Raw genomic sequence first — 18,241 nt, 5'->3', positions numbered from 1 at the left:
TTGTACTTTTTTTATTTGAAGCTATTTCCAGCTGTACACTATATCTTTTTATAAGGCGAAATAAAATCGCCTTATAAAAAGGATGCCGTTCCCATCTGGGCTAAAAAAAATAAAACGATGCAAAAAGCTATTGAATACCTTTTAGAAAAAGACACTATTTTCAAAGTAATTATTGAAAAATATGGGATGCCAACTATTCCCATAAGACCTGAAGGATTTGAAACTTTGGTATTGTTAATCCTAGAACAACAAGTGTCTATAGATTCAGCCAAAGCGACTTTTTTAAAGTTAAAGGCCAAAGAAAAAAACTTTGAACCTGCGGTATTTCTTAATTTATCGGATGAAGAATTTAGAACTCTTGGCGTAAGCCGTCAAAAAACGTCTTATATCAAAGCATTGTCAACAGCAATACTAAATAAAGAGATTGATTTAGAAAGTTTGCCAGCCAAAACAGCGGAGCAAGTTCGAGAAGAACTTATCAAAATCAAAGGAATAGGAAACTGGACCATTGATATCTATTTAATGTTTTGTCTTCAAGCACCAGATTTGCTGCCATTGGGAGATATTGCGGTAGTAAATACGATAAAAGAATTGTTGGATATTCACAATAAAGAAGATATGGAAGTCCATACTATAAAATGGAGCCCGTATCGTTCCGTGGCGACCTATCTTTTGTGGCATCATTATTTGAACAAAAGAAATCGAACGGTGGTTTACTAAAGTGCTGTTTCTTACAATTTAATCAACAGATAACCTAAATTTTTCATTGTTGAAAGGGATTCTTTACTTATTTTTGCACCCATAAATATAGAAAAGAAAACTAAAATGACTGCAGACAAAATAAACACTTTCGATGTTCTTATCGAAATTCCAAGAGGAAGTAGAAATAAGTATGAGTACGATTTCGAAATCAAAAGAATGCGTTTTGATAGAATGTTATTCTCTTCAATGATGTATCCGGCTGATTACGGATTTATTCCTGAAACTTTAGCTTTAGATGGAGATCCATTGGATGTTTTGGTATTGATAAATGAACCAACTTTTCCTGGATGTGTTATAGAAGTGAAACCAATTGGGGTTTTCCACATGGCAGATGATAAAGGACCGGATGAGAAAATTATTTGTGTACCGGTTTCTGATCCAATTTGGAATTCATTAAACGATTTATCAGATATCAATCCACACTTATTAAAAGAAATTGAGCATTTCTTCCAAGTATACAAAGACCTTGAAAACAAACAAGTGGATGTAGAAGGTTGGGGAGATTTGAGCGAAGCAAAAGCGATTATCAAAGAGTGTACGGATCGTTTTGATGCAATCGAAAACAAACCAGAAGGATTATTTAGTATTAAATAATTTTCACCTATAATTTTTACAAAAAGAGCAATATTCCGTTAGGAGTATTGCTTTTTTGTTTAAATTCGTTTCGTAACAGTATTAATACTAACCAAAAACCAAAAGAAATTTATGAATACAATAATGATTTACGTGCCAATAATTATGGCAATTGTAGGACTTCTGTTCATGTGGGTCAAAAGAGCTTGGGTGTTAAAACAAGACGCTGGAGATGGTAAGATGAAAGAGATTTCAGATTATATTTACGAAGGTGCTTTAGCATTCCTTAAAGCAGAATATAGGTTATTAGCTTTCTTTGTTGTTGGTGCAAGTATTGTTTTAGCGGGAATGTCTTTCTTATTCCAAACAACAAATATATTAATAGTAGTAGCTTTTATTTTTGGTGCCTTTTTCTCCGCTTTCGCAGGAAATATGGGAATGAAAATAGCAACAAAAACTAATGTGAGAACCACTCAAGCTGCCCGTACGAGTTTGCCACAAGCCTTAAAAGTTTCTTTTGGCGGTGGAACAGTAATGGGATTAGGTGTTGCCGGTTTAGCCGTTCTGGGTTTAACAGGATTCTTTATTGTTTTCTTTAATCTTTTTATGGGTGGGGTTTGGACTTCATCTGAAGATATGACCAAAGTGTTGGAAACCTTAGCAGGTTTTTCTCTTGGAGCGGAATCTATTGCTTTGTTTGCTCGTGTTGGTGGTGGTATTTATACAAAAGCTGCCGATGTGGGTGCTGATTTAGTTGGTAAAGTGGAAGCTGGAATTCCTGAAGATGACCCTCGTAATCCTGCTACAATTGCCGATAATGTGGGTGATAATGTGGGTGACGTTGCCGGGATGGGTGCCGATTTATTTGGGTCGTATGTAGCAACAGTTTTGGCAGCCATGGTGCTGGGTAATTATGTTATTAAAGACATGGGAGGAAAAATTGATGATGCTTTTGGTGGAATCGGACCTATTTTACTGCCAATGGCAATTGCGGGTTTTGGAATTTTATTTTCTATCATTGGTATGATGCTGGTAAAAATATCGGATGAAAATGCAAAAGAAGCTCAAGTTCAAAAAGCATTAAATATTGGAAACTGGGTTTCTATCGTATTAACTGCGGTAGCATGTTACTTTTTAGTACAATATATGTTGCCGGAAACGATGAAAATGAATTTCTTTGGAGAAGGGATTCAAGATATTTCTTCCTTGAGAGTTTTTTATGCGACTCTTGTTGGATTAATCGTTGGAGCAGTCATTTCATCAGTCACGGAATATTATACAGGATTAGGAACGAAACCCGTTATGGCGATTGTTCAAAAATCAAGTACTGGTGCGGGAACCAATGTAATTGCAGGTTTAGCTACTGGAATGATTTCTACTTTTCCAACGGTTTTATTATTTGCTGCTGCCATTTGGACTTCCTATGCTTTAGCAGGATTTTATGGCGTAGCTTTAGCGGCTTCAGCGATGATGGCAACAACGGCTATGCAATTAGCAATCGATGCTTTTGGACCCATATCAGATAACGCTGGTGGTATTGCCGAAATGAGTGAATTACCAAAAGAAGTTCGTGTAAGAACGGATATTTTAGATTCCGTAGGCAACACAACCGCTGCAACCGGGAAAGGCTTCGCCATTGCTTCAGCTGCATTGACATCATTAGCATTATTTGCAGCGTATGTCACTTTTACAGGAATTGACGGTATTAATATTTTCAAAGCCCCAGTATTAGCGATGCTATTTGTAGGTGGAATGATACCGGTAGTTTTCTCCGCTTTAGCGATGAATTCTGTTGGAAAAGCAGCGATGGATATGGTGTATGAAGTACGTCGTCAGTTCAGGGAGATTCCAGGAATTATGGAAGGGACCGGAAAACCAGAATATGCTAAATGTGTTGATATTTCGACCAAAGCCGCTTTACGTGAAATGATGTTGCCTGGAGTTTTGACCATTGGTTTTCCAATAGCAATTGTACTACTAGGTAAATTAGTTTATGGAGAGAATAACCAGTTAATTGCTGAAATGTTAGGAGGATATATGGCGGGAGTTACTGTATCTGGAGTGCTTTGGGCAGTTTTCCAAAACAATGCTGGTGGTGCTTGGGATAATGCTAAAAAATCTTTCGAAGCAGGAGTGTTAATTAACGGTGAAATGACGTACAAAGGTTCTGATGCGCATAAAGCAGCAGTAACTGGAGATACGGTTGGCGATCCATTCAAAGATACTTCGGGGCCTTCTATGAATATATTAATCAAATTGACTTGTTTAATTGGTCTTGTAATTGCACCAATTTTAGGTAACGGAAGTACTACTATTTCTGATAGCGCCTCTTGTTGCGATACTTCTGATATGTGTGCTTCAATGTCCAAAGAGGAATGCATAGCAAAAGGCTGTACAAGTAAAACGTGTGATCATATGAATGCTACTGTAGCGTTAAATGGCGCAGTTTCTAAAGAAGTTTCCATTGAAAAAACTAATATTGACGGAAAAGTAAAAGCTACAGTTAAAACAACCATAAACGGTAAAGTAGATATTCAAAAATTTGAAGGGACTGAAGATGAAGTTCAGACGAAAATCGATGCCTTGAAATAATTAACCAGAAATATGATTAACAAAATACCTCACAATTAATTCTTGTGAGGCATTTTATTTATCGTATTGTTTTTCTCTAAAATAACCCGTGTAACTCTGCATCGATGCGGTTAAATATAGTTCCTAAATCTTCAGGATTGTCGACAAAGTTAATATTATCAACATCAATAATCAATAATTTTCCTTTGCTATACGTATGGACCCAAGCTTCATAGCGCTCATTCAAACGGCTTAAATAATCAATTGAAATCGAGTTTTCATATTCTCGACCGCGTTTATGAATTTGCCCTACTAAATTCGGGATAGAACTTCTTAAGTAAATTAATAAATCGGGAGGTTTTACCAATGATTCCATTAATTCGAAAAGAGCCGAATAATTCTGAAAATCACGATTCGTCATTAAACCCATCGAATAAAGATTGGGAGCAAAAATATGTGCATCTTCATAGATTGTCCTGTCCTGAATTATTTTTTTGCCGCTTTCGCGAATTTGCATCACTTGACGAAATCGACTATTCAAGAAATAAATTTGTAAATTAAACGACCAACGCTCCATTTGATGATAGAAATCATCTAAATAAGGATTGTCGACAACATCTTCAAAATGAGGTTCCCATTTGAAGTGTTTTGCCAATAAGCGCGTCAATGTTGTTTTTCCTGATCCAATGTTTCCTGCTACTGCTATGTGCATTACGGTATTATGATTTTATAATTTGTAATTCCTTCTGATGTAAAAATAGATAAAATTTGGTCTTTGTAGCAGAATTTTTTAAACGTTTTTTCTAAAATTTCAATTTCTAATTTTTGATTCTTTTCATTGTCAATAGTTAGAATTGAGTCTTTTGAAATGATAAATTGGTTGTCACTGATGATTTCTATCGAATCAAAATCAGAAATTTTTTCCTTCTTTGTTATTTTTCCAAAAATGTCACAGGAGTACCAATTGTTTTTTTTATCGATCCAATGAAAAGTATTAAAATCAGATTGATAATATTTTATGCTTTCCGGAAATGAAGTAGAAATGGTTTTGTAATCTTTTTTTAAATAATCATAAAGTCCAATTTGTTGGTTCAAACTATTGTAAACCCATAATTGATTTTGAGAAGCTATTCCAATAGCGGTCGCAACTATTGGTATAGTATTTTCTGAAAAGTTTATTTTTTGAGTTTCGTTCAGTTGATTGTCAAGTAAGATAACGGTATTAAAATTTTCGTAGAACAAAACAATTTTCAATGGATTCAGTAAATCTACTTTCGTGATTTTGCCCAAAGAAATGTTCTTATACTCTAGAGTCTCGGTGTCTTTTATTTTAGAAAAAACATTGTTTTTAAGGGTATAATAATATCCAAATTGATCGTATCCTAAAAATTGATCAGCATCAATGGTCACGTGATTTATCTTGGAAGATAGTAATTTTTGGTTTTGTCCGAATGCAATCGAGATTGTAGTAAAGAAGAAGAATAGATTCAGGTTTCTCATAATTGAAGCAAATTACAAAAAAAACGCAAAATTATTAGTTTTTACTGTTAAGTTAAATTTTTTCTACTTGCTGTGTTTTTGGATAGGTATATTGCTAAAATAAAGACCCAGCTCAATTGAGCTGGGTCTTTAGTATAAATAGAATAGTAATTCTTATAATCCGAAAGCTGTTTTAACTTGGGCTACAAAGTCTAATTTTTCCCAAGTAAACAATTCAACAGTAACCGTTTTTTCGTTTCCACCTGGAGCAGAGAAAGTTTTAGTAACCGTTTCTGGCGTACGTCCCATATGTCCGTAAGCAGCAGTTTCGCTGTAAATAGGATTTCTTAATTTCAAACGTTGCTCGATAAAGTAAGGACGCATATCAAAAATAGCTTCTACTTTCTTGGCAATTTCACCATTGGTTAAATTCACTTTTGAGGTTCCGTACGTATCGATAAAAATACCCATTGGTTTTGCAACACCAATTGCATAAGAAACCTGTACTAAAATCTCGTCAGCAACACCTGCCGCCACTAAGTTTTTAGCAATATGACGAGTTGCATAAGCAGCACTTCTATCCACTTTGCTTGGATCTTTTCCCGAGAATGCTCCACCACCGTGAGCCCCTTTTCCACCGTAAGTATCCACAATGATTTTTCTTCCTGTAAGTCCCGTATCTCCGTGTGGTCCTCCAATTACGAATTTCCCAGTTGGATTGATATGGTATTGGATTTTATCATTGAATAAATGTGCATGTGCAGGATTTTTAGCAATAATCCTTGGAATCAAAATTTCAACGATGTCTTTTTTGATTTTTGCTAACATTGTAGCTTCTTCATCAAAATCATCATGTTGTGTTGAGATTACAATAGCGTCAATACGAGTTGGCTTGTTATCATCGCTATATTCTAACGTTACTTGAGATTTTGCATCTGGACGCAAATAAGTGATTTCGTTGTTTTCACGTCTTAAAATGGCTAATTCCTGCAATAATTTATGTGATAAATCAAGTGCCAATGGCATGTAATTATCAGTTTCATTAGTAGCGTAACCAAACATCATTCCTTGATCTCCAGCACCTTGTTCTTCAGGGTTTTTTCTGTCAACCCCTTGATTGATATCGGCAGATTGTTCATGAATAGCAGAAAGAATTCCACAAGAATTGGCTTCAAACATGTATTCGCTTTTAGTGTAACCAATTTTTCTGATTACCTCACGAGCGATTTGTTGTACGTCTAAATAGGTGTTTGATTTTACTTCACCAGCCAAAATTACTTGACCAGTAGTTACTAAAGTTTCGCAAGCTACTTTTGAGTCAGCATCAAATGCCAAAAAGTTATCGATTAACGCATCTGAAATTTGATCTGCAATTTTGTCTGGATGTCCTTCGCTTACAGATTCTGACGTAAATAAATAGGCCATAATAATTATTAGTTTAAAATTAAGCGAGAAAAAATAATTGCTGAAAAGGACTAAAGAAGAGTTTCTGCTTTAGCATTTTTTCTACTGAAAAATTCTCAGTATTCATAATGAATTCGTTTCATTATGAAGAGGTTGCAATCAGTTCAAATTTTTCCTCTTGTATTCGGGTGCAAATGTATGAAACGATTTTGAATTGCAAATTAATCTTAACTTTTTTTTGCTGATAAATCTTTTGATCTACTTATATAAATGTAAAAGGAAATGTTGGGCTCGTTTTTCTTTGTGTTTTTTAAAAATTTATTTGGAAAATTCAAAAATAATTAGCATATTTGTTATAAGAAAAAACAGAAAGATGATATTTAATGTGTGCAATATGTCAAAAGCCATTCAGGATAAATCCTGCGGGTTGCATATTGCTTAATTTTAAATCAAAAATTTATATAGCAAAAGCCTCCCGGATAACGGGAGGCTTTTTTTTTAAATCGATCGAGCGTAATTTTTAAACAAAAAAACAAGAATAAAATGAATACTTTAAAGCAACAAAAACCAAATAATTCGAAGGTCAAAAATAGATTTTTTGCCAATGTCATTATGTGTATTCATGTCAGTTGATTCCAAAAGTATAAGTTTATAACACAACTTAAAACCCTTTTGGATATGTATCTAAAAAGGTTTTTTCATTCATTCTGAATTGTTTCAGAATCATAACTAATTAAAAATAAAAATAACATCTAATATCTTATAATTATGAGTGCAGCAAAATATTTCCCAAGAACCTTTCGGTTGCTAAAGAAAATTAATTTCAGCAACAAAACAGAAAACGGTACCGATTCAAGAAACGAATTGATTCATCCAAGATTTGAAATATCAAAAAATGATTCTTTAACCCAAAAAAAAGTATCAAATTCTTTGCTATTTTTAATGTATTCAAAAGAAAATGAAGAGCTTTTTATTTAAAAAATTGAATTTGAATAGCAGTTTTGATATTCGTACTAAAAGTTGTTGTTTCGGCGAAGGGTAAAATCTACTTAATGGGATTCTTCCTTCGTTGAAAAGACAATTGTGAGTTGCTTTTTCTAGATTGACTTTCAATGAAACAATTAGAATCAATTCACATAAAATTTGGTTGTTAAAAAAAATAGTAGTTAATTTGTGCCTTTAAGTTCAAAAACGTATTGAAATGTTATAAAGAAAGGCAGAGGGATTAGACCCGATGAAGCCTTAGCAACCCTTCGGTAAATCGAAGAAGGTGCTGCATTCTACCTTTGTTCTGAATTTTTTCAGAAGCTAAAGGAAAGATAACACTAAGAATTCTTCTAGTTTACTTCTAGCTTTCTTTCTAATATTTCCAGACACAAATCAAAAATCATAAAAGATTTGAAATTGGAAAATAAACCAACACCTATCACATTACAAAATTTCACCACTGAAAGTGGGGCTTTTTATGCTACCCTAAACTTAAGTTTTCAAGTTTTTGGTCTAGCTTTACATACAGCTCCAATAGTTTTGGTAAACCATGCATTGACTGGGAATTCCCAAGTTGTGGGAGAAAACGGTTGGTGGAATGATTTGATTGGTGAAAAGAAAACCATAGACACAAATAAATACACGGTACTGGCTTTTAACGTTCCCGGAAATGGTTTTGATGATACCATCATTGAAAACTACTTGGATTTTAACACTAGAGATATTGCCAGAATTTTTATCCAAGGGATTCACTTCCTTGAAATCAAACAATTCTATGCAATTATTGGGGGCTCAGTAGGAGGTGGTCTTGCATGGGAAATAGCAGCTTTGGAACCAAAAATCACACAACATTTAATTCCTATTGCAACCGATTGGAAATCGACAGATTGGTTGATTGCCAATTGCTTTTTGCAGGAGCAAATTCTCAATAATTCTTTGAAACCTATTGAAGATGCTCGGATTCATGCGATGCTTTGTTATAGAACTCCAGAATCCTTCAAGTCTAAATTTCAGAGAACTACTAATGCGGAATTAGCCATTTTTAATGTTGAAAGCTGGTTGTGTCATCACGGTGAAAAACTCCAAAAACGATTCCAAATTTCGTCTTATAAAATGATGAATCAATTGCTTAAAACAATAGATATAACTCGAAATGGCGGTTCATTTGAATCAATTGCTTCCAAAATTGAAGCTACTATCCACATTATTGGAATCGATTCAGACTTGTTTTTTACGGTAAGTGAAAATAGAGCAACTTATGAAGAATTAAAAAAATATAAAAATAATATCACCTATCAAGAAATTGTTTCCATTCACGGACATGATGCTTTTTTGATAGAATACAAACAATTAGATAATTTGCTGGCGTCCATTTTTTAGGAGTGACACCATATAAAAAAATACACAATGAAAATATTAAAATTTGGAGGTAAATCTTTATCGAATGGCGAGGGAATTAACAAAGTAGTTGCTATTATTACTGATAAAGTAAGTCAAGGAGAAAAAATTGCTATAGTAGTTTCGGCAAGAGGAAATGCTACAGACGAATTGGAAGAAATTTTAGGAGTTGCCTCTAAAAATGGTAATTATAAAACACTATTTGAAGATTTCAAAAAATACCAGCAAGACGATTATCAGGAAGTTGATTTGTCTGAAGAGTTTAATGTGCTGGAAAAACTTTTTGAAGGCGTAAGTTTAATAGGGGATTACAGTAATAAAATTAAAGATCAGGTGCTTTCAAAAGGAGAGTTGCTTTCTGCGAAATTACTGACGGCTATTTTAATTAAAAATGGAGTAAATGCACGTTTTACTGATTCACGTGAATTGATAAAAACGGATTCAAAATTTGGAGACGCACAACCTCTAGAACAAGTTTCGAAGAAAAACGTAATCAATTATTTCAAACAAAATAACGGAACAACCATAAATATTGTTACTGGATTTATTGGTTCAAATAGTAAAAACGACACAACTACTTTAGGAAGAAACGGGAGTAACTATACTGCGTCATTAATTGCTAATTATATTGATGCAGAAGAACTACAGAATTATACGCATGTTGACGGGATTTATACCGCCAACCCGGATTTAGTTCCTGATGCTAAAAAAATAGACCATTTGACTTTTAACGAAGCGAATGAATTGGCTAATTTTGGAGCTACGATTCTTCATGCCAAAACGATTATTCCTTTATTGGAAAAAAACATTCCGCTTCGAATTTTAAATACATTCAATCACGAAAATAAAGGAACATTAATTACTTCTGATTCTAACAAAGAAGGAATTAAAACACTTTCAGTTCTTGAAAATGTGTCCTTGGTAAATCTGGAAGGAAGAGGTTTGCTAGGAAAAACGGGTGTTGATGCTCGTATTTTTAGAGTGATGGGCGACAATGATATCAGCGTAAGTATTATTTCTCAAGGTTCTTCGGAAAGAGGAATCGGGTTAGTAGTTGATGCCGATAAAGCGACAAAAGCAATGATTGAACTAGAGAAAGAATTCGAAAATGATTTCTACTCGAAGGATGTGAATAAAATCACGGTTACTGATAATGTTTCGGTGATTTCTATCATTGGGCAGGATTTAAGCACGTTCCATAAGCCTTACACGGCATTGATAAAAAATAAAATTGTTCCTATACTTTTCAATAACACGGTTACGGGTAAAAACGTGAGTTTAGTGGTTAAAAAATCACAGCTTCACAAAGCGTTAAATGTGATTCATGGGGAGATTTTTGGAGTTTCTAAGAAAATTAATATTGCCATTTTTGGACATGGATTAGTAGGTGGAACTCTGATTAACCAAATACTGGAATCAGCTGCAGCTATTGAGAAAAGAAAAGATATAAAACTGAATGTTTTTGCAATTGCAAATTCTAAAAATGTGCTTTTAAATAAAAATAGCGTCACTCCAAATTGGAAAAATGAAATCCAGAACAATGGGTTTTCGTATACAATTGATGATGTTATCGCTTACGCAAATGAGCATCACTTAGAGAATTTAATTGCTATTGATAACACAGCAAGTGCCGCATTTGTCGAAAATTATATTCCTTTGATAGAGAATGGTTTCGATTTGATTTCTTCTAATAAAGTGGCGAATACATTAAGCTACAGCTTTTATAAAAAAATACGAAAAGTATTAGCGGACAATCAAAAGAGTTATTTGTATGAAACCAATGTTGGAGCGGGATTACCACTGATAGACACGATAAAATTATTGCACCTTTCTGGAGAAAATATCACAAAAATCAAAGGTGTTTTTTCAGGAACATTGAGTTATTTGTTTAATAATTTTTCTGCAAAAGAAGTGCCGTTTAGTGAAATATTGAAAGAAGCGATTGATAATGGATATACCGAGCCAGATCCAAGAGAAGATTTGTGTGGGAATGATGTTGGTAGAAAATTATTAATTTTGGCAAGAGAATTGGATTTGCAAAATGAATTTGAAGAAATCAATATTCAGAATTTAATTCCGGAGCATTTACGTGAAGGTGATGTTGCTGATTTCCTAAATAAACTGAAGGAGTTTGATCCTATTTATGATAAAATTAAGGCAGCACAAAAACCAAATCACGTGTTGCGATACATAGGCGAATTATCAGGTGATTTGCAAAACGACAAAGGAAATCTTGAAGTGAAATTAGTTTCGGTACCTTCGGATACGGCTTTGGGCGGTTTGAAAGGCTCTGACTCTTTCTTTGAAATTTACACCGAATCGTATGGTGACAGACCCATTGTAATTCAAGGTGCAGGCGCAGGATCAGCTGTAACTGCAAGAGGTGTTTTTGGAGATATTTTGAGATTATCGGATAAAGGGTAATGATTTAAGATTGCAGATTGCTTCGCCTGTTCGCTCTTTCAGGCTCGGGTAACGATTTTTGATTTAAGATATAAAAAAAAGAAAAGATGAAAATAACATTAGACAGAGTAAACGACAACTTTCACTTTGAATTAAAAAACGAACGTGGACATATTGTTAATGTAGATAGTCGTCCTGAATTTGGCGGCAATGATATGGGTGCAAGTCCAATGGAATTAGTATTGATGGGTGTTGCGGGTTGCAGCGCTATTGATATGATTTCGATACTTAAAAAACAAAGACAAGAAATTACTTCTTTCAAAGCTGAGGTTGAAGGAGAGCGCGTTCAAGTAGGAGAGGCAAAACCATTCAAGGATATTCATGTTGTGTTTTATCTGGAAGGTCCAATTAATGAAGAAAAAGCAGCAAGAGCTGCGCAACTTTCTTTCGAGAAATATTGTTCGGTTTCAAAAACATTAGAACCAAACGCAACGATACATTATAAAGTAGTTTTGAATAATAAATCATTATAGTTTAAATAAAAGGTATTGGTGTTTTTCGATTCCAACAACTTTAAAACTTAAACTTTAAACTAAAAAATAAAAATGAACGAACAAGATTTTGGTTTTGAAACCCAAGCCATCCGTACCCAATTAGAAAGATCGCAATATCAGGAGCATTCCGTGCCTTTGTATTTATCATCAAGTTTTGTATTTGAAGATGCCGAAGACATGCGCGCCTCTTTTACAGAAGAAAAAGATCGCAATATTTACAGTCGTTTTAGCAATCCTAACACTACAGAATTTGTAGATAAAATTTGCAAAATGGAAGGTGCTGAAGCCGGTTATGCTTTTGCAACAGGAATGGCTGCGGTATATTCTACGTTTGCAGCTTTGTTGAATTCAGGGGATCATATTGTTTCTGCAAGTAGTGTTTTTGGTTCTACGCACGCTTTGTTTATGACCTATTTCCCAAAATGGAATATCGAAACCTCGTATTTTGATATTAATAAGCCAGAAACTATTGAGAGTTTCATTAAACCAAATACCAAAATTTTGTATGCCGAGTCGCCTACGAATCCTGCGGTGGATATTATAGACTTGGAGTTATTGGGAGCAATTGCCAAGAAACACAATTTGATATTGATTATCGACAATTGTTTTGCAACACCTTATATCCAACAACCTATAAAATGGGGAGCGCATTTAGTGGTGCATTCAGCTACCAAATTAATTGATGGTCAAGGAAGAGTTTTGGGCGGAGTAACTGTTGGTAGCGAAGATTTGATTCGTCAAATTTATTTGTTTTCTAGAAATACTGGACCTGCGTTATCCCCATTCAATGCTTGGATTTTATCCAAAAGTTTAGAAACATTGGTAGTTCGTGTCGAAAAACATTGCGAAAATGCTTTGAAAGTAGCTGAATTTCTAGAAAATAATCCAAATGTGAACAGCGTGAAATATCCGTTTTTGAAATCACATCCAAAATATGAAATTGCCAAAAAACAAATGCTTTTGGGAGGCAATATTATTGCTTTTGAAATTAAAGGCGGAATAGAAGCAGGACGACAATTTCTGGATAAAATAAAACTCTGTTCCCTTTCGGCAAATATTGGTGATACGAGAACAATTGTAACGCATCCAGCCTCTACAACACACAGTAAATTATCGGTTGAAGAACGTTTGGCAGTGAGTATAACTGATGGTTTGGTACGTGTTTCAGTAGGTTTAGAAACAGTGAAAGATGTAATTGCTGATCTAGAACAAGCGCTTTCTTAGAGGTTTTAGATTGAAGATTAACGATTTTTGAATTCAGATTTAGTAAATGTCAAAAATCGTTAATCTCCATTTGTTATTCTTAAATCAAAAAGTATATTTTTGTTATTACAATAAAAGATATGTAGACTTCAGATTACTTTAAAATCTGAATTTAAAAATCTTTAATCTTCAATCTTTTTAAAATGCTTTCAAAAAAGACTAAATACGGAATAAAAGCTTTGACTTTTTTGGCTCGCCAAGAAGATCAAACTCCTGTCGCTATTGCTGATATTGCAAAGGCAGAGCAAATTTCTGTTAAGTTTTTAGAAAGTATTTTATTGCTTTTACGTCATTCTGGTTTTCTTGGAGCTAAGAAAGGGAAAGGTGGAGGATACTATCTTATCAAAGATCCAAAGGATATTAATATGGCAAAAGTGTACCGAATTCTAGAAGGTCCAATTGCTTTGTTGCCTTGCGCAAGCCATAACTTTTACGAAAAATGCGACGATTGTAAAGATGAATCCTTGTGTGCCGTTCGGAAATTAATGATGGAAGTTCGGGATAATACTTTAATGATATTAGAAAATAATACCTTGGCAGATATTGCTTTTTAGTCTATCTCGTTCTAAATAAAAAAAGCTTAAAAAAAATGACCTTCTCATTGTGCTAATTACAATGAGAAGGTCATTTTTTTGAGCTAATATGTTCGAAAATGTATTGTTAGGCTGTTTTTTTTTAATCATAAACCTAAAAAACCAATTTATATCCTACGAAAAATAACATTATCGCTATGGCATTTCTAAGAAACAAATCGGGTACTTTTCCACTCAACATACTTCCTATAAAAATTCCAGGAAGTGATCCAATTAATAACTGTCCTAAAAGTCCTAAATCTAAATTTCCCATTGAGGCGTGTCCTATCCCTGCAACAAGAGTTAAAGGAACTGCATGAGCAATCTCAGTTCCAACCAATCGAGGAGTTGGTAAAAGTGGGTACAAGAAAAATAAAGTAACGGTGCCTAAAGCACCAGCTCCTATCGACGTCAGGGTCACAGTTGCTCCCAGCATTATACCAATAGCAATGGTTAATACATTCTGAGTTTTACTCTGACTATGAAATTTATCACCAGCATGTTTTTGAGAAAATACTAAGAGTTTCTTTTTGAACAAAATGGCTATCGAAGTAAAAAGTAGCGCCCAGCCCAAGCTATATTTTATTACGAGATTTATTTCTGTAATATCTGTTTTTAGTCTATCGAGTATCCACAAAGTCAGTAGAGCTGCAGGAACACTGCCTAAAGATAGCCAACCTGTAATAGCCCAATTAATATTCTTTTTTTTGTGATGTATATATACACCGCCCATTTTAGTAAAAGCTGCATACAATAAATCGGTTCCAACAGCAGTTGTTGGCGGAATACCAAACCATAGTAAAATTGGAGTCATCAAAGATCCGCCTCCCACACCAGTCAATCCAACTATAAATCCAACTAATAAACCTGCAACAATTAATCCTAATTGAAAATCCATAAAATATTTTTTGACAAAAATAAAAACTATTTTATAATTATCCTATAGAAATGGTAGACTTTATGAAATTTATTTAAAAAAAGCAAAATTATACTAGTCATAAGTGAGATATGGTTTGCTTTTGAAAGATAATTAAAGGGGCGAAATTTAATATACTTTCTAAAACATCTTAAACGTATAGTTTGTTGTTGATTTTAATGTAAAAAAGCCAAATATTATTTTGTAATTTAGAAAAAAGTAGTACTTTTGTATAGTAATCTACTAAACCGATAGGGTATTAGGTTTAAATAAAAATCAATCCCGCTTTTAAGGGGTAGGTGAGGAAAACAAAAATAAGATGAGCACAGAGATAGTAAATACTTTATTAGGTAAAACAAAAGATTTTTCCATTGAGGAAACGCTTGCTTTTTTGGCTAACGAATACAAAGATAAAGTAGTTTTTTCAACTTCTTTTGGACAGGAAGACCAAGTGATTACGGCTTTAATTGCTAAAGATGATTTGCCGATTACCATTTTTACTTTGGATACCGGACGATTATTTCAAGAGACGTATGATGTTTTTCATAGAACACTAAAAAAATATAAAATAGACATTAAAACCTATTTTCCAGAAACAACTGCGGTGGAAGAGTTGTTAAATAAAAAAGGTCCAAACAGTTTCTATGAATCAGTGGAGAATAGAAAAGAATGTTGTTTTATTCGAAAAGTGGCTCCGTTAACTAAGGCATTAAAAGGGAATCAAATTTGGATTACCGGTTTACGAGCAGAACAATCAGAAAACAGAAATGATTTGGCAGCCTTTGAATACGATGCCCATTTTGATATCATCAAATTTAATCCATTGTTGAAATGGACTTTGGCCGAAGTTCAAAAATATATTGATGATAATAATGTGCCTCAAAACGCATTGCACAAAAAAGGATTTGTGAGCATTGGTTGCGCACCTTGTACAAGAGCCATAGCCGAAGGGGAAGATATCAGAGCAGGAAGATGGTCATGGGAATCGAGTCATAAAGAATGTGGGTTACACCAAAAATAATTAAAATTAATACAACAATCTTTCAATTTTTGAATTTTTCAATCCTTGAATAAATAAAAATAAAATGAGTTCAATATTAAAAACAAACGCTTTAGAAAGCGAAGCGATATACATATTTAGAGAAGTAATTTCTCAATTTGACAAACCGGTTTTGCTTTTCTCTGGTGGAAAAGATTCGATTACATTGGTGCGTTTAGCACAGAAAGCTTTTTTCCCTGCTAAAATTCCTTTTCCATTGTTACATGTAGATACTGGACATAACTTTCCGGAAACTATTGAATTTAGAGACAGATTGGTAGCTGAATTAGGATTAGAATTAATCGTTCGTAATGTTCAGGATGCTATTGACGAAGGTAAAGTAGTGGAAGAAACGGGTAAATATTCAAGCAGAAACAGTTTACAAACAACAACACTTTTGGATGCTATTGAAGAATTCAAATTTGATGCTTGTATTGGTGGTGCGCGTAGAGATGAAGAAAAAGCAAGAGCCAAAGAACGTATTTTCTCGGTTCGTGATGATTTTGGTCAATGGGACGAAAAAAATCAACGTCCTGAATTATTTGATCTTTTGAACGGAAAAATTGAAAATGGTCAAAACGTTCGTGTTTTTCCAATTTCAAACTGGACTGAATTAGATGTATGGAGTTATATTGAACAAGAGCAAATCGAAATTCCATCTATTTACTTTTCACACAAACGTAAAGTATTCCTGAGAGACGGTATGATTTGGTCACATTCTCCTTTTGTTTACCAAGAAGAAGATGAAGAAATTCAAGAAAGAATTGTTCGTTTTAGAACTGTTGGAGATATGAGTTGTACTGCTGCTGTTGATTCTTATGCAGCGACTATTCAAGAAGTAGTTGGCGAAATTAGATCTTCGACTATTTCTGAAAGAGGAGCCAGAATTGATGATAAACGTTCTGAAGCTGCAATGGAAAAAAGAAAACAACAAGGTTATTTTTAGAATTTGATTTTTAAAAATTAGTAAGCAAGTATAAAAAAAACAAGAGTTTTAAAGTTTTTAAACTTTAAAATTTAAACTCAATATAAAATGGAAGTTTTAAAAATAGCAACAGCAGGAAGTGTGGATGACGGGAAAAGCACCTTAATCGGAAGATTATTGTACGATACAAAATCGTTGACTACAGATAAGATTGAAGCAATAGAAAAAAGCAGTAAGCAAAAAGGATACGATTACTTAGATTTCTCATTGGCTACCGATGGTTTGGTTGCTGAAAGAGAACAAGGAATCACGATTGATGTGGCTCATATTTATTTTTCGACTGCAAAGAAAAGTTACATTATTGCCGATACTCCGGGTCACGTTGAATATACACGTAATATGGTTACCGGAGCTTCAACTTCACAAGTTTCAATCATTTTGATTGATGCTCGTAAAGGAGTTATTGAGCAAACCTACCGTCACTTTTTTATCAATAATTTATTGAGAGTAAAAGATGTGATTGTTGCGGTAAACAAAATGGATTTAGTTGATTATTCAGAAGAAGTATACAATAAAATCAAAGCAGACTTTCAGGCATTAAATGCAAAAAGTGCTTTCAAAGAACAAAATGTAAGTTACATTCCGCTAAGTGCAATCAATGGTGGTAATGTTGCCGATAAATCGGAGAATATGCCTTGGTACACCGGACAGACGGTTTTGGAACATTTGGAATCATTGGAACCAAATGATATCTACGAAAACGGAATCGCACGTTTCCCTGTTCAAACAGTAATTCGACCAAAAACAGAGGAATATCACGATTTTAGAGGGTATGCCGGTAAATTATACGGGAACACTATTAAAGTAGGAGATGCTGTAACGGTGCTTCCTTCTTTAACAGAATCTACCGTAACGAATATTCACTTTTTTGATAAACAATTTGATGAAGCAACGGCTGGTTCTTCTATCACTATCGAATTAGATAATGATATCAATGTAACCAGAGGCGATATGATTGTAAAATCGAATGAACTTCCTAAAATTGAAAAAGACATCACAACAACTGTTTGTTGGATGGACAGTAAAAAATTAGTGGCAGGTGCAAAATATTATGTGCAACACAACAGCAATAGAGTTTTGGCAAAAATTGATAGTGTAAAAAACGTAATCGCAACCGATTATTCAGGAACAACTCCAGCGACTCAATTAGCGATAAATGAAATTGGAGAAGTAACTATCAAATTGAGCAAAGCCATTTATTTTGATGCTTACACTGATAATAAATCTAACGGAGCTTTCATCTTAATAGATGCTGCAACCAATACAACAGCTGGCGTTGGTTTTATAAAATAATTTTAGCTTTTGCTAAAAAAATAAATAAGTTAAAAGATATAG

Annotated in this window: 16 protein-coding genes and 1 riboswitch; of the genes, 12 read left to right on the top strand and 4 right to left on the bottom strand. The window is 33.9% G+C overall.

All coding sequences use genetic code 11. The features are described 5' to 3' along the window. Nucleotides 1-117: 117 nt before the first annotated feature. From ACM55G_RS00280 to ACM55G_RS00270, 3 genes are all read left to right on the top strand, one after another. Nucleotides 118-720, top strand: a complete 603-nt coding sequence (locus tag ACM55G_RS00280) for a DNA-3-methyladenine glycosylase family protein (protein ID WP_416841896.1) — start codon at nucleotides 118-120, stop codon at nucleotides 718-720. Nucleotides 721-825: 105 nt separating this feature from the next. After that, the gene (locus ACM55G_RS00275) at nucleotides 826-1,356 is read left to right on the top strand and encodes an inorganic diphosphatase (RefSeq protein WP_161644349.1); all 531 of its coding nucleotides are present in this window, start codon (nucleotides 826-828) and stop codon (nucleotides 1,354-1,356) included. A gap of 111 nt (nucleotides 1,357-1,467) precedes the next feature. After that, a complete protein-coding gene (locus tag ACM55G_RS00270; protein ID WP_416841895.1) occupies nucleotides 1,468-3,927 on the top strand; it encodes a sodium-translocating pyrophosphatase in 2,460 nt (819 codons plus the stop codon). 76 nt (nucleotides 3,928-4,003) lie between these two features. On the opposite strand, the gene ACM55G_RS00265 is transcribed toward ACM55G_RS00270, so the two are convergent. From ACM55G_RS00265 to metK, 3 genes are all read right to left on the bottom strand, one after another. Further along, a complete protein-coding gene (locus tag ACM55G_RS00265) occupies nucleotides 4,004-4,618 on the bottom strand; it encodes a deoxynucleoside kinase (protein WP_416841894.1) in 615 nt (204 codons plus the stop codon). Then, nucleotides 4,618-5,406, bottom strand: a complete 789-nt coding sequence (locus tag ACM55G_RS00260; RefSeq protein WP_416841893.1) for a hypothetical protein — start codon at nucleotides 5,404-5,406, stop codon at nucleotides 4,618-4,620. The genes ACM55G_RS00265 and ACM55G_RS00260 overlap by 1 nt, the downstream gene beginning before the upstream one ends. Nucleotides 5,407-5,559: 153 nt before the next feature. Further along, entirely contained in the window at nucleotides 5,560-6,810 is a 1,251-nt protein-coding gene (gene metK / locus ACM55G_RS00255; RefSeq protein ID WP_416841891.1) for a methionine adenosyltransferase, read from the bottom strand. 747 nt (nucleotides 6,811-7,557) lie between these two features. On the opposite strand from metK, the gene ACM55G_RS00250 reads away from it, so the two are divergent. The 6 genes from ACM55G_RS00250 (at nucleotide 7,558) to ACM55G_RS00225 (ending at nucleotide 13,948) form a co-directional block, all read left to right on the top strand. Continuing rightward, the gene (locus tag ACM55G_RS00250; protein ID WP_416841889.1) at nucleotides 7,558-7,767 is read left to right on the top strand and encodes a hypothetical protein; all 210 of its coding nucleotides are present in this window, start codon (nucleotides 7,558-7,560) and stop codon (nucleotides 7,765-7,767) included. 223 nt (nucleotides 7,768-7,990) lie between these two features. Further along, nucleotides 7,991-8,115: riboswitch (SAM riboswitch) on the top strand. Nucleotides 8,116-8,193: 78 nt separating this feature from the next. Further along, nucleotides 8,194-9,156, top strand: a complete 963-nt coding sequence (locus ACM55G_RS00245) for an alpha/beta fold hydrolase (protein ID WP_416841887.1) — start codon at nucleotides 8,194-8,196, stop codon at nucleotides 9,154-9,156. A 27-nt stretch (nucleotides 9,157-9,183) separates the two neighbouring features. Further along, on the top strand, nucleotides 9,184-11,598 hold the full coding sequence (thrA, locus tag ACM55G_RS00240; RefSeq protein ID WP_416841885.1) for a bifunctional aspartate kinase/homoserine dehydrogenase I: 2,415 nt from the start codon (nucleotides 9,184-9,186) through the stop codon (nucleotides 11,596-11,598). A gap of 86 nt (nucleotides 11,599-11,684) precedes the next feature. After that, complete coding sequence (locus tag ACM55G_RS00235) at nucleotides 11,685-12,110, top strand: OsmC family protein (RefSeq protein WP_416841884.1); 426 nt, start codon at nucleotides 11,685-11,687, stop codon at nucleotides 12,108-12,110. Between the two features lie 72 nt (nucleotides 12,111-12,182). Next, nucleotides 12,183-13,355 (top strand): trans-sulfuration enzyme family protein, encoded by a 1,173-nt coding sequence (locus ACM55G_RS00230; RefSeq protein WP_416841882.1) that lies wholly within the window; start codon nucleotides 12,183-12,185, stop codon nucleotides 13,353-13,355. A 182-nt stretch (nucleotides 13,356-13,537) separates the two neighbouring features. Continuing rightward, entirely contained in the window at nucleotides 13,538-13,948 is a 411-nt protein-coding gene (locus ACM55G_RS00225) for an RrF2 family transcriptional regulator (RefSeq protein ID WP_416841880.1), read from the top strand. 133 nt (nucleotides 13,949-14,081) lie between these two features. Here the strand turns inward: ACM55G_RS00225 and ACM55G_RS00220 are convergent, their stop codons facing one another. Further along, nucleotides 14,082-14,864 carry a sulfite exporter TauE/SafE family protein gene (locus ACM55G_RS00220; RefSeq protein ID WP_416841879.1) on the bottom strand — a complete coding sequence of 261 codons (783 nt, stop codon included), beginning with the start codon at nucleotides 14,862-14,864 and terminating at the stop codon, nucleotides 14,082-14,084. A 337-nt stretch (nucleotides 14,865-15,201) separates the two neighbouring features. Between ACM55G_RS00220 and ACM55G_RS00215 the strand changes: the two genes are divergently transcribed. From ACM55G_RS00215 to ACM55G_RS00205, 3 genes are all read left to right on the top strand, one after another. Next, entirely contained in the window at nucleotides 15,202-15,903 is a 702-nt protein-coding gene (locus ACM55G_RS00215) for a phosphoadenylyl-sulfate reductase (protein WP_416841878.1), read from the top strand. 64 nt (nucleotides 15,904-15,967) lie between these two features. Continuing rightward, nucleotides 15,968-16,867, top strand: coding sequence for a sulfate adenylyltransferase subunit CysD (cysD, locus tag ACM55G_RS00210; protein WP_416841877.1), 900 nt, complete (start codon nucleotides 15,968-15,970; stop codon nucleotides 16,865-16,867). Nucleotides 16,868-16,954: 87 nt separating this feature from the next. Further along, a complete protein-coding gene (locus tag ACM55G_RS00205) occupies nucleotides 16,955-18,199 on the top strand; it encodes a sulfate adenylyltransferase subunit 1 (protein ID WP_282728313.1) in 1,245 nt (414 codons plus the stop codon). Nucleotides 18,200-18,241 lie beyond the last annotated feature (42 nt).

The sequence above is a fragment of the Flavobacterium algoriphilum genome, assembly GCF_048158655.1.
In the GTDB taxonomy this organism is placed as follows: domain Bacteria; phylum Bacteroidota; class Bacteroidia; order Flavobacteriales; family Flavobacteriaceae; genus Flavobacterium; species Flavobacterium algoriphilum.
This window is presented reverse-complemented; position numbering and strand designations above follow the sequence as displayed.

Bases quoted from the DNA above. Each gene is read 5' to 3' on its own strand.
- ACM55G_RS00280 (WP_416841896.1), top strand. From the start codon at position 118: ATGCAAAAAGCTATTGAATACCTTTTAGAAAAAGACACTATTTTCAAA.
- ACM55G_RS00275 (WP_161644349.1), top strand. From the start codon at position 826: ATGACTGCAGACAAAATAAACACTTTCGATGTTCTTATCGAAATTCCA.
- ACM55G_RS00270 (WP_416841895.1), top strand. From the start codon at position 1,468: ATGAATACAATAATGATTTACGTGCCAATAATTATGGCAATTGTAGGA.
- ACM55G_RS00265 (WP_416841894.1), bottom strand. From the start codon at position 4,618: ATGCACATAGCAGTAGCAGGAAACATTGGATCAGGAAAAACAACATTG.
- ACM55G_RS00260 (WP_416841893.1), bottom strand. From the start codon at position 5,406: ATGAGAAACCTGAATCTATTCTTCTTCTTTACTACAATCTCGATTGCA.
- metK (WP_416841891.1), bottom strand. From the start codon at position 6,810: ATGGCCTATTTATTTACGTCAGAATCTGTAAGCGAAGGACATCCAGAC.
- ACM55G_RS00250 (WP_416841889.1), top strand. From the start codon at position 7,558: ATGAGTGCAGCAAAATATTTCCCAAGAACCTTTCGGTTGCTAAAGAAA.
- thrA (WP_416841885.1), top strand. From the start codon at position 9,184: ATGAAAATATTAAAATTTGGAGGTAAATCTTTATCGAATGGCGAGGGA.
- ACM55G_RS00235 (WP_416841884.1), top strand. From the start codon at position 11,685: ATGAAAATAACATTAGACAGAGTAAACGACAACTTTCACTTTGAATTA.
- ACM55G_RS00230 (WP_416841882.1), top strand. From the start codon at position 12,183: ATGAACGAACAAGATTTTGGTTTTGAAACCCAAGCCATCCGTACCCAA.
- ACM55G_RS00225 (WP_416841880.1), top strand. From the start codon at position 13,538: ATGCTTTCAAAAAAGACTAAATACGGAATAAAAGCTTTGACTTTTTTG.
- ACM55G_RS00220 (WP_416841879.1), bottom strand. From the start codon at position 14,864: ATGGATTTTCAATTAGGATTAATTGTTGCAGGTTTATTAGTTGGATTT.
- ACM55G_RS00215 (WP_416841878.1), top strand. From the start codon at position 15,202: ATGAGCACAGAGATAGTAAATACTTTATTAGGTAAAACAAAAGATTTT.
- cysD (WP_416841877.1), top strand. From the start codon at position 15,968: ATGAGTTCAATATTAAAAACAAACGCTTTAGAAAGCGAAGCGATATAC.
- ACM55G_RS00205 (WP_282728313.1), top strand. From the start codon at position 16,955: ATGGAAGTTTTAAAAATAGCAACAGCAGGAAGTGTGGATGACGGGAAA.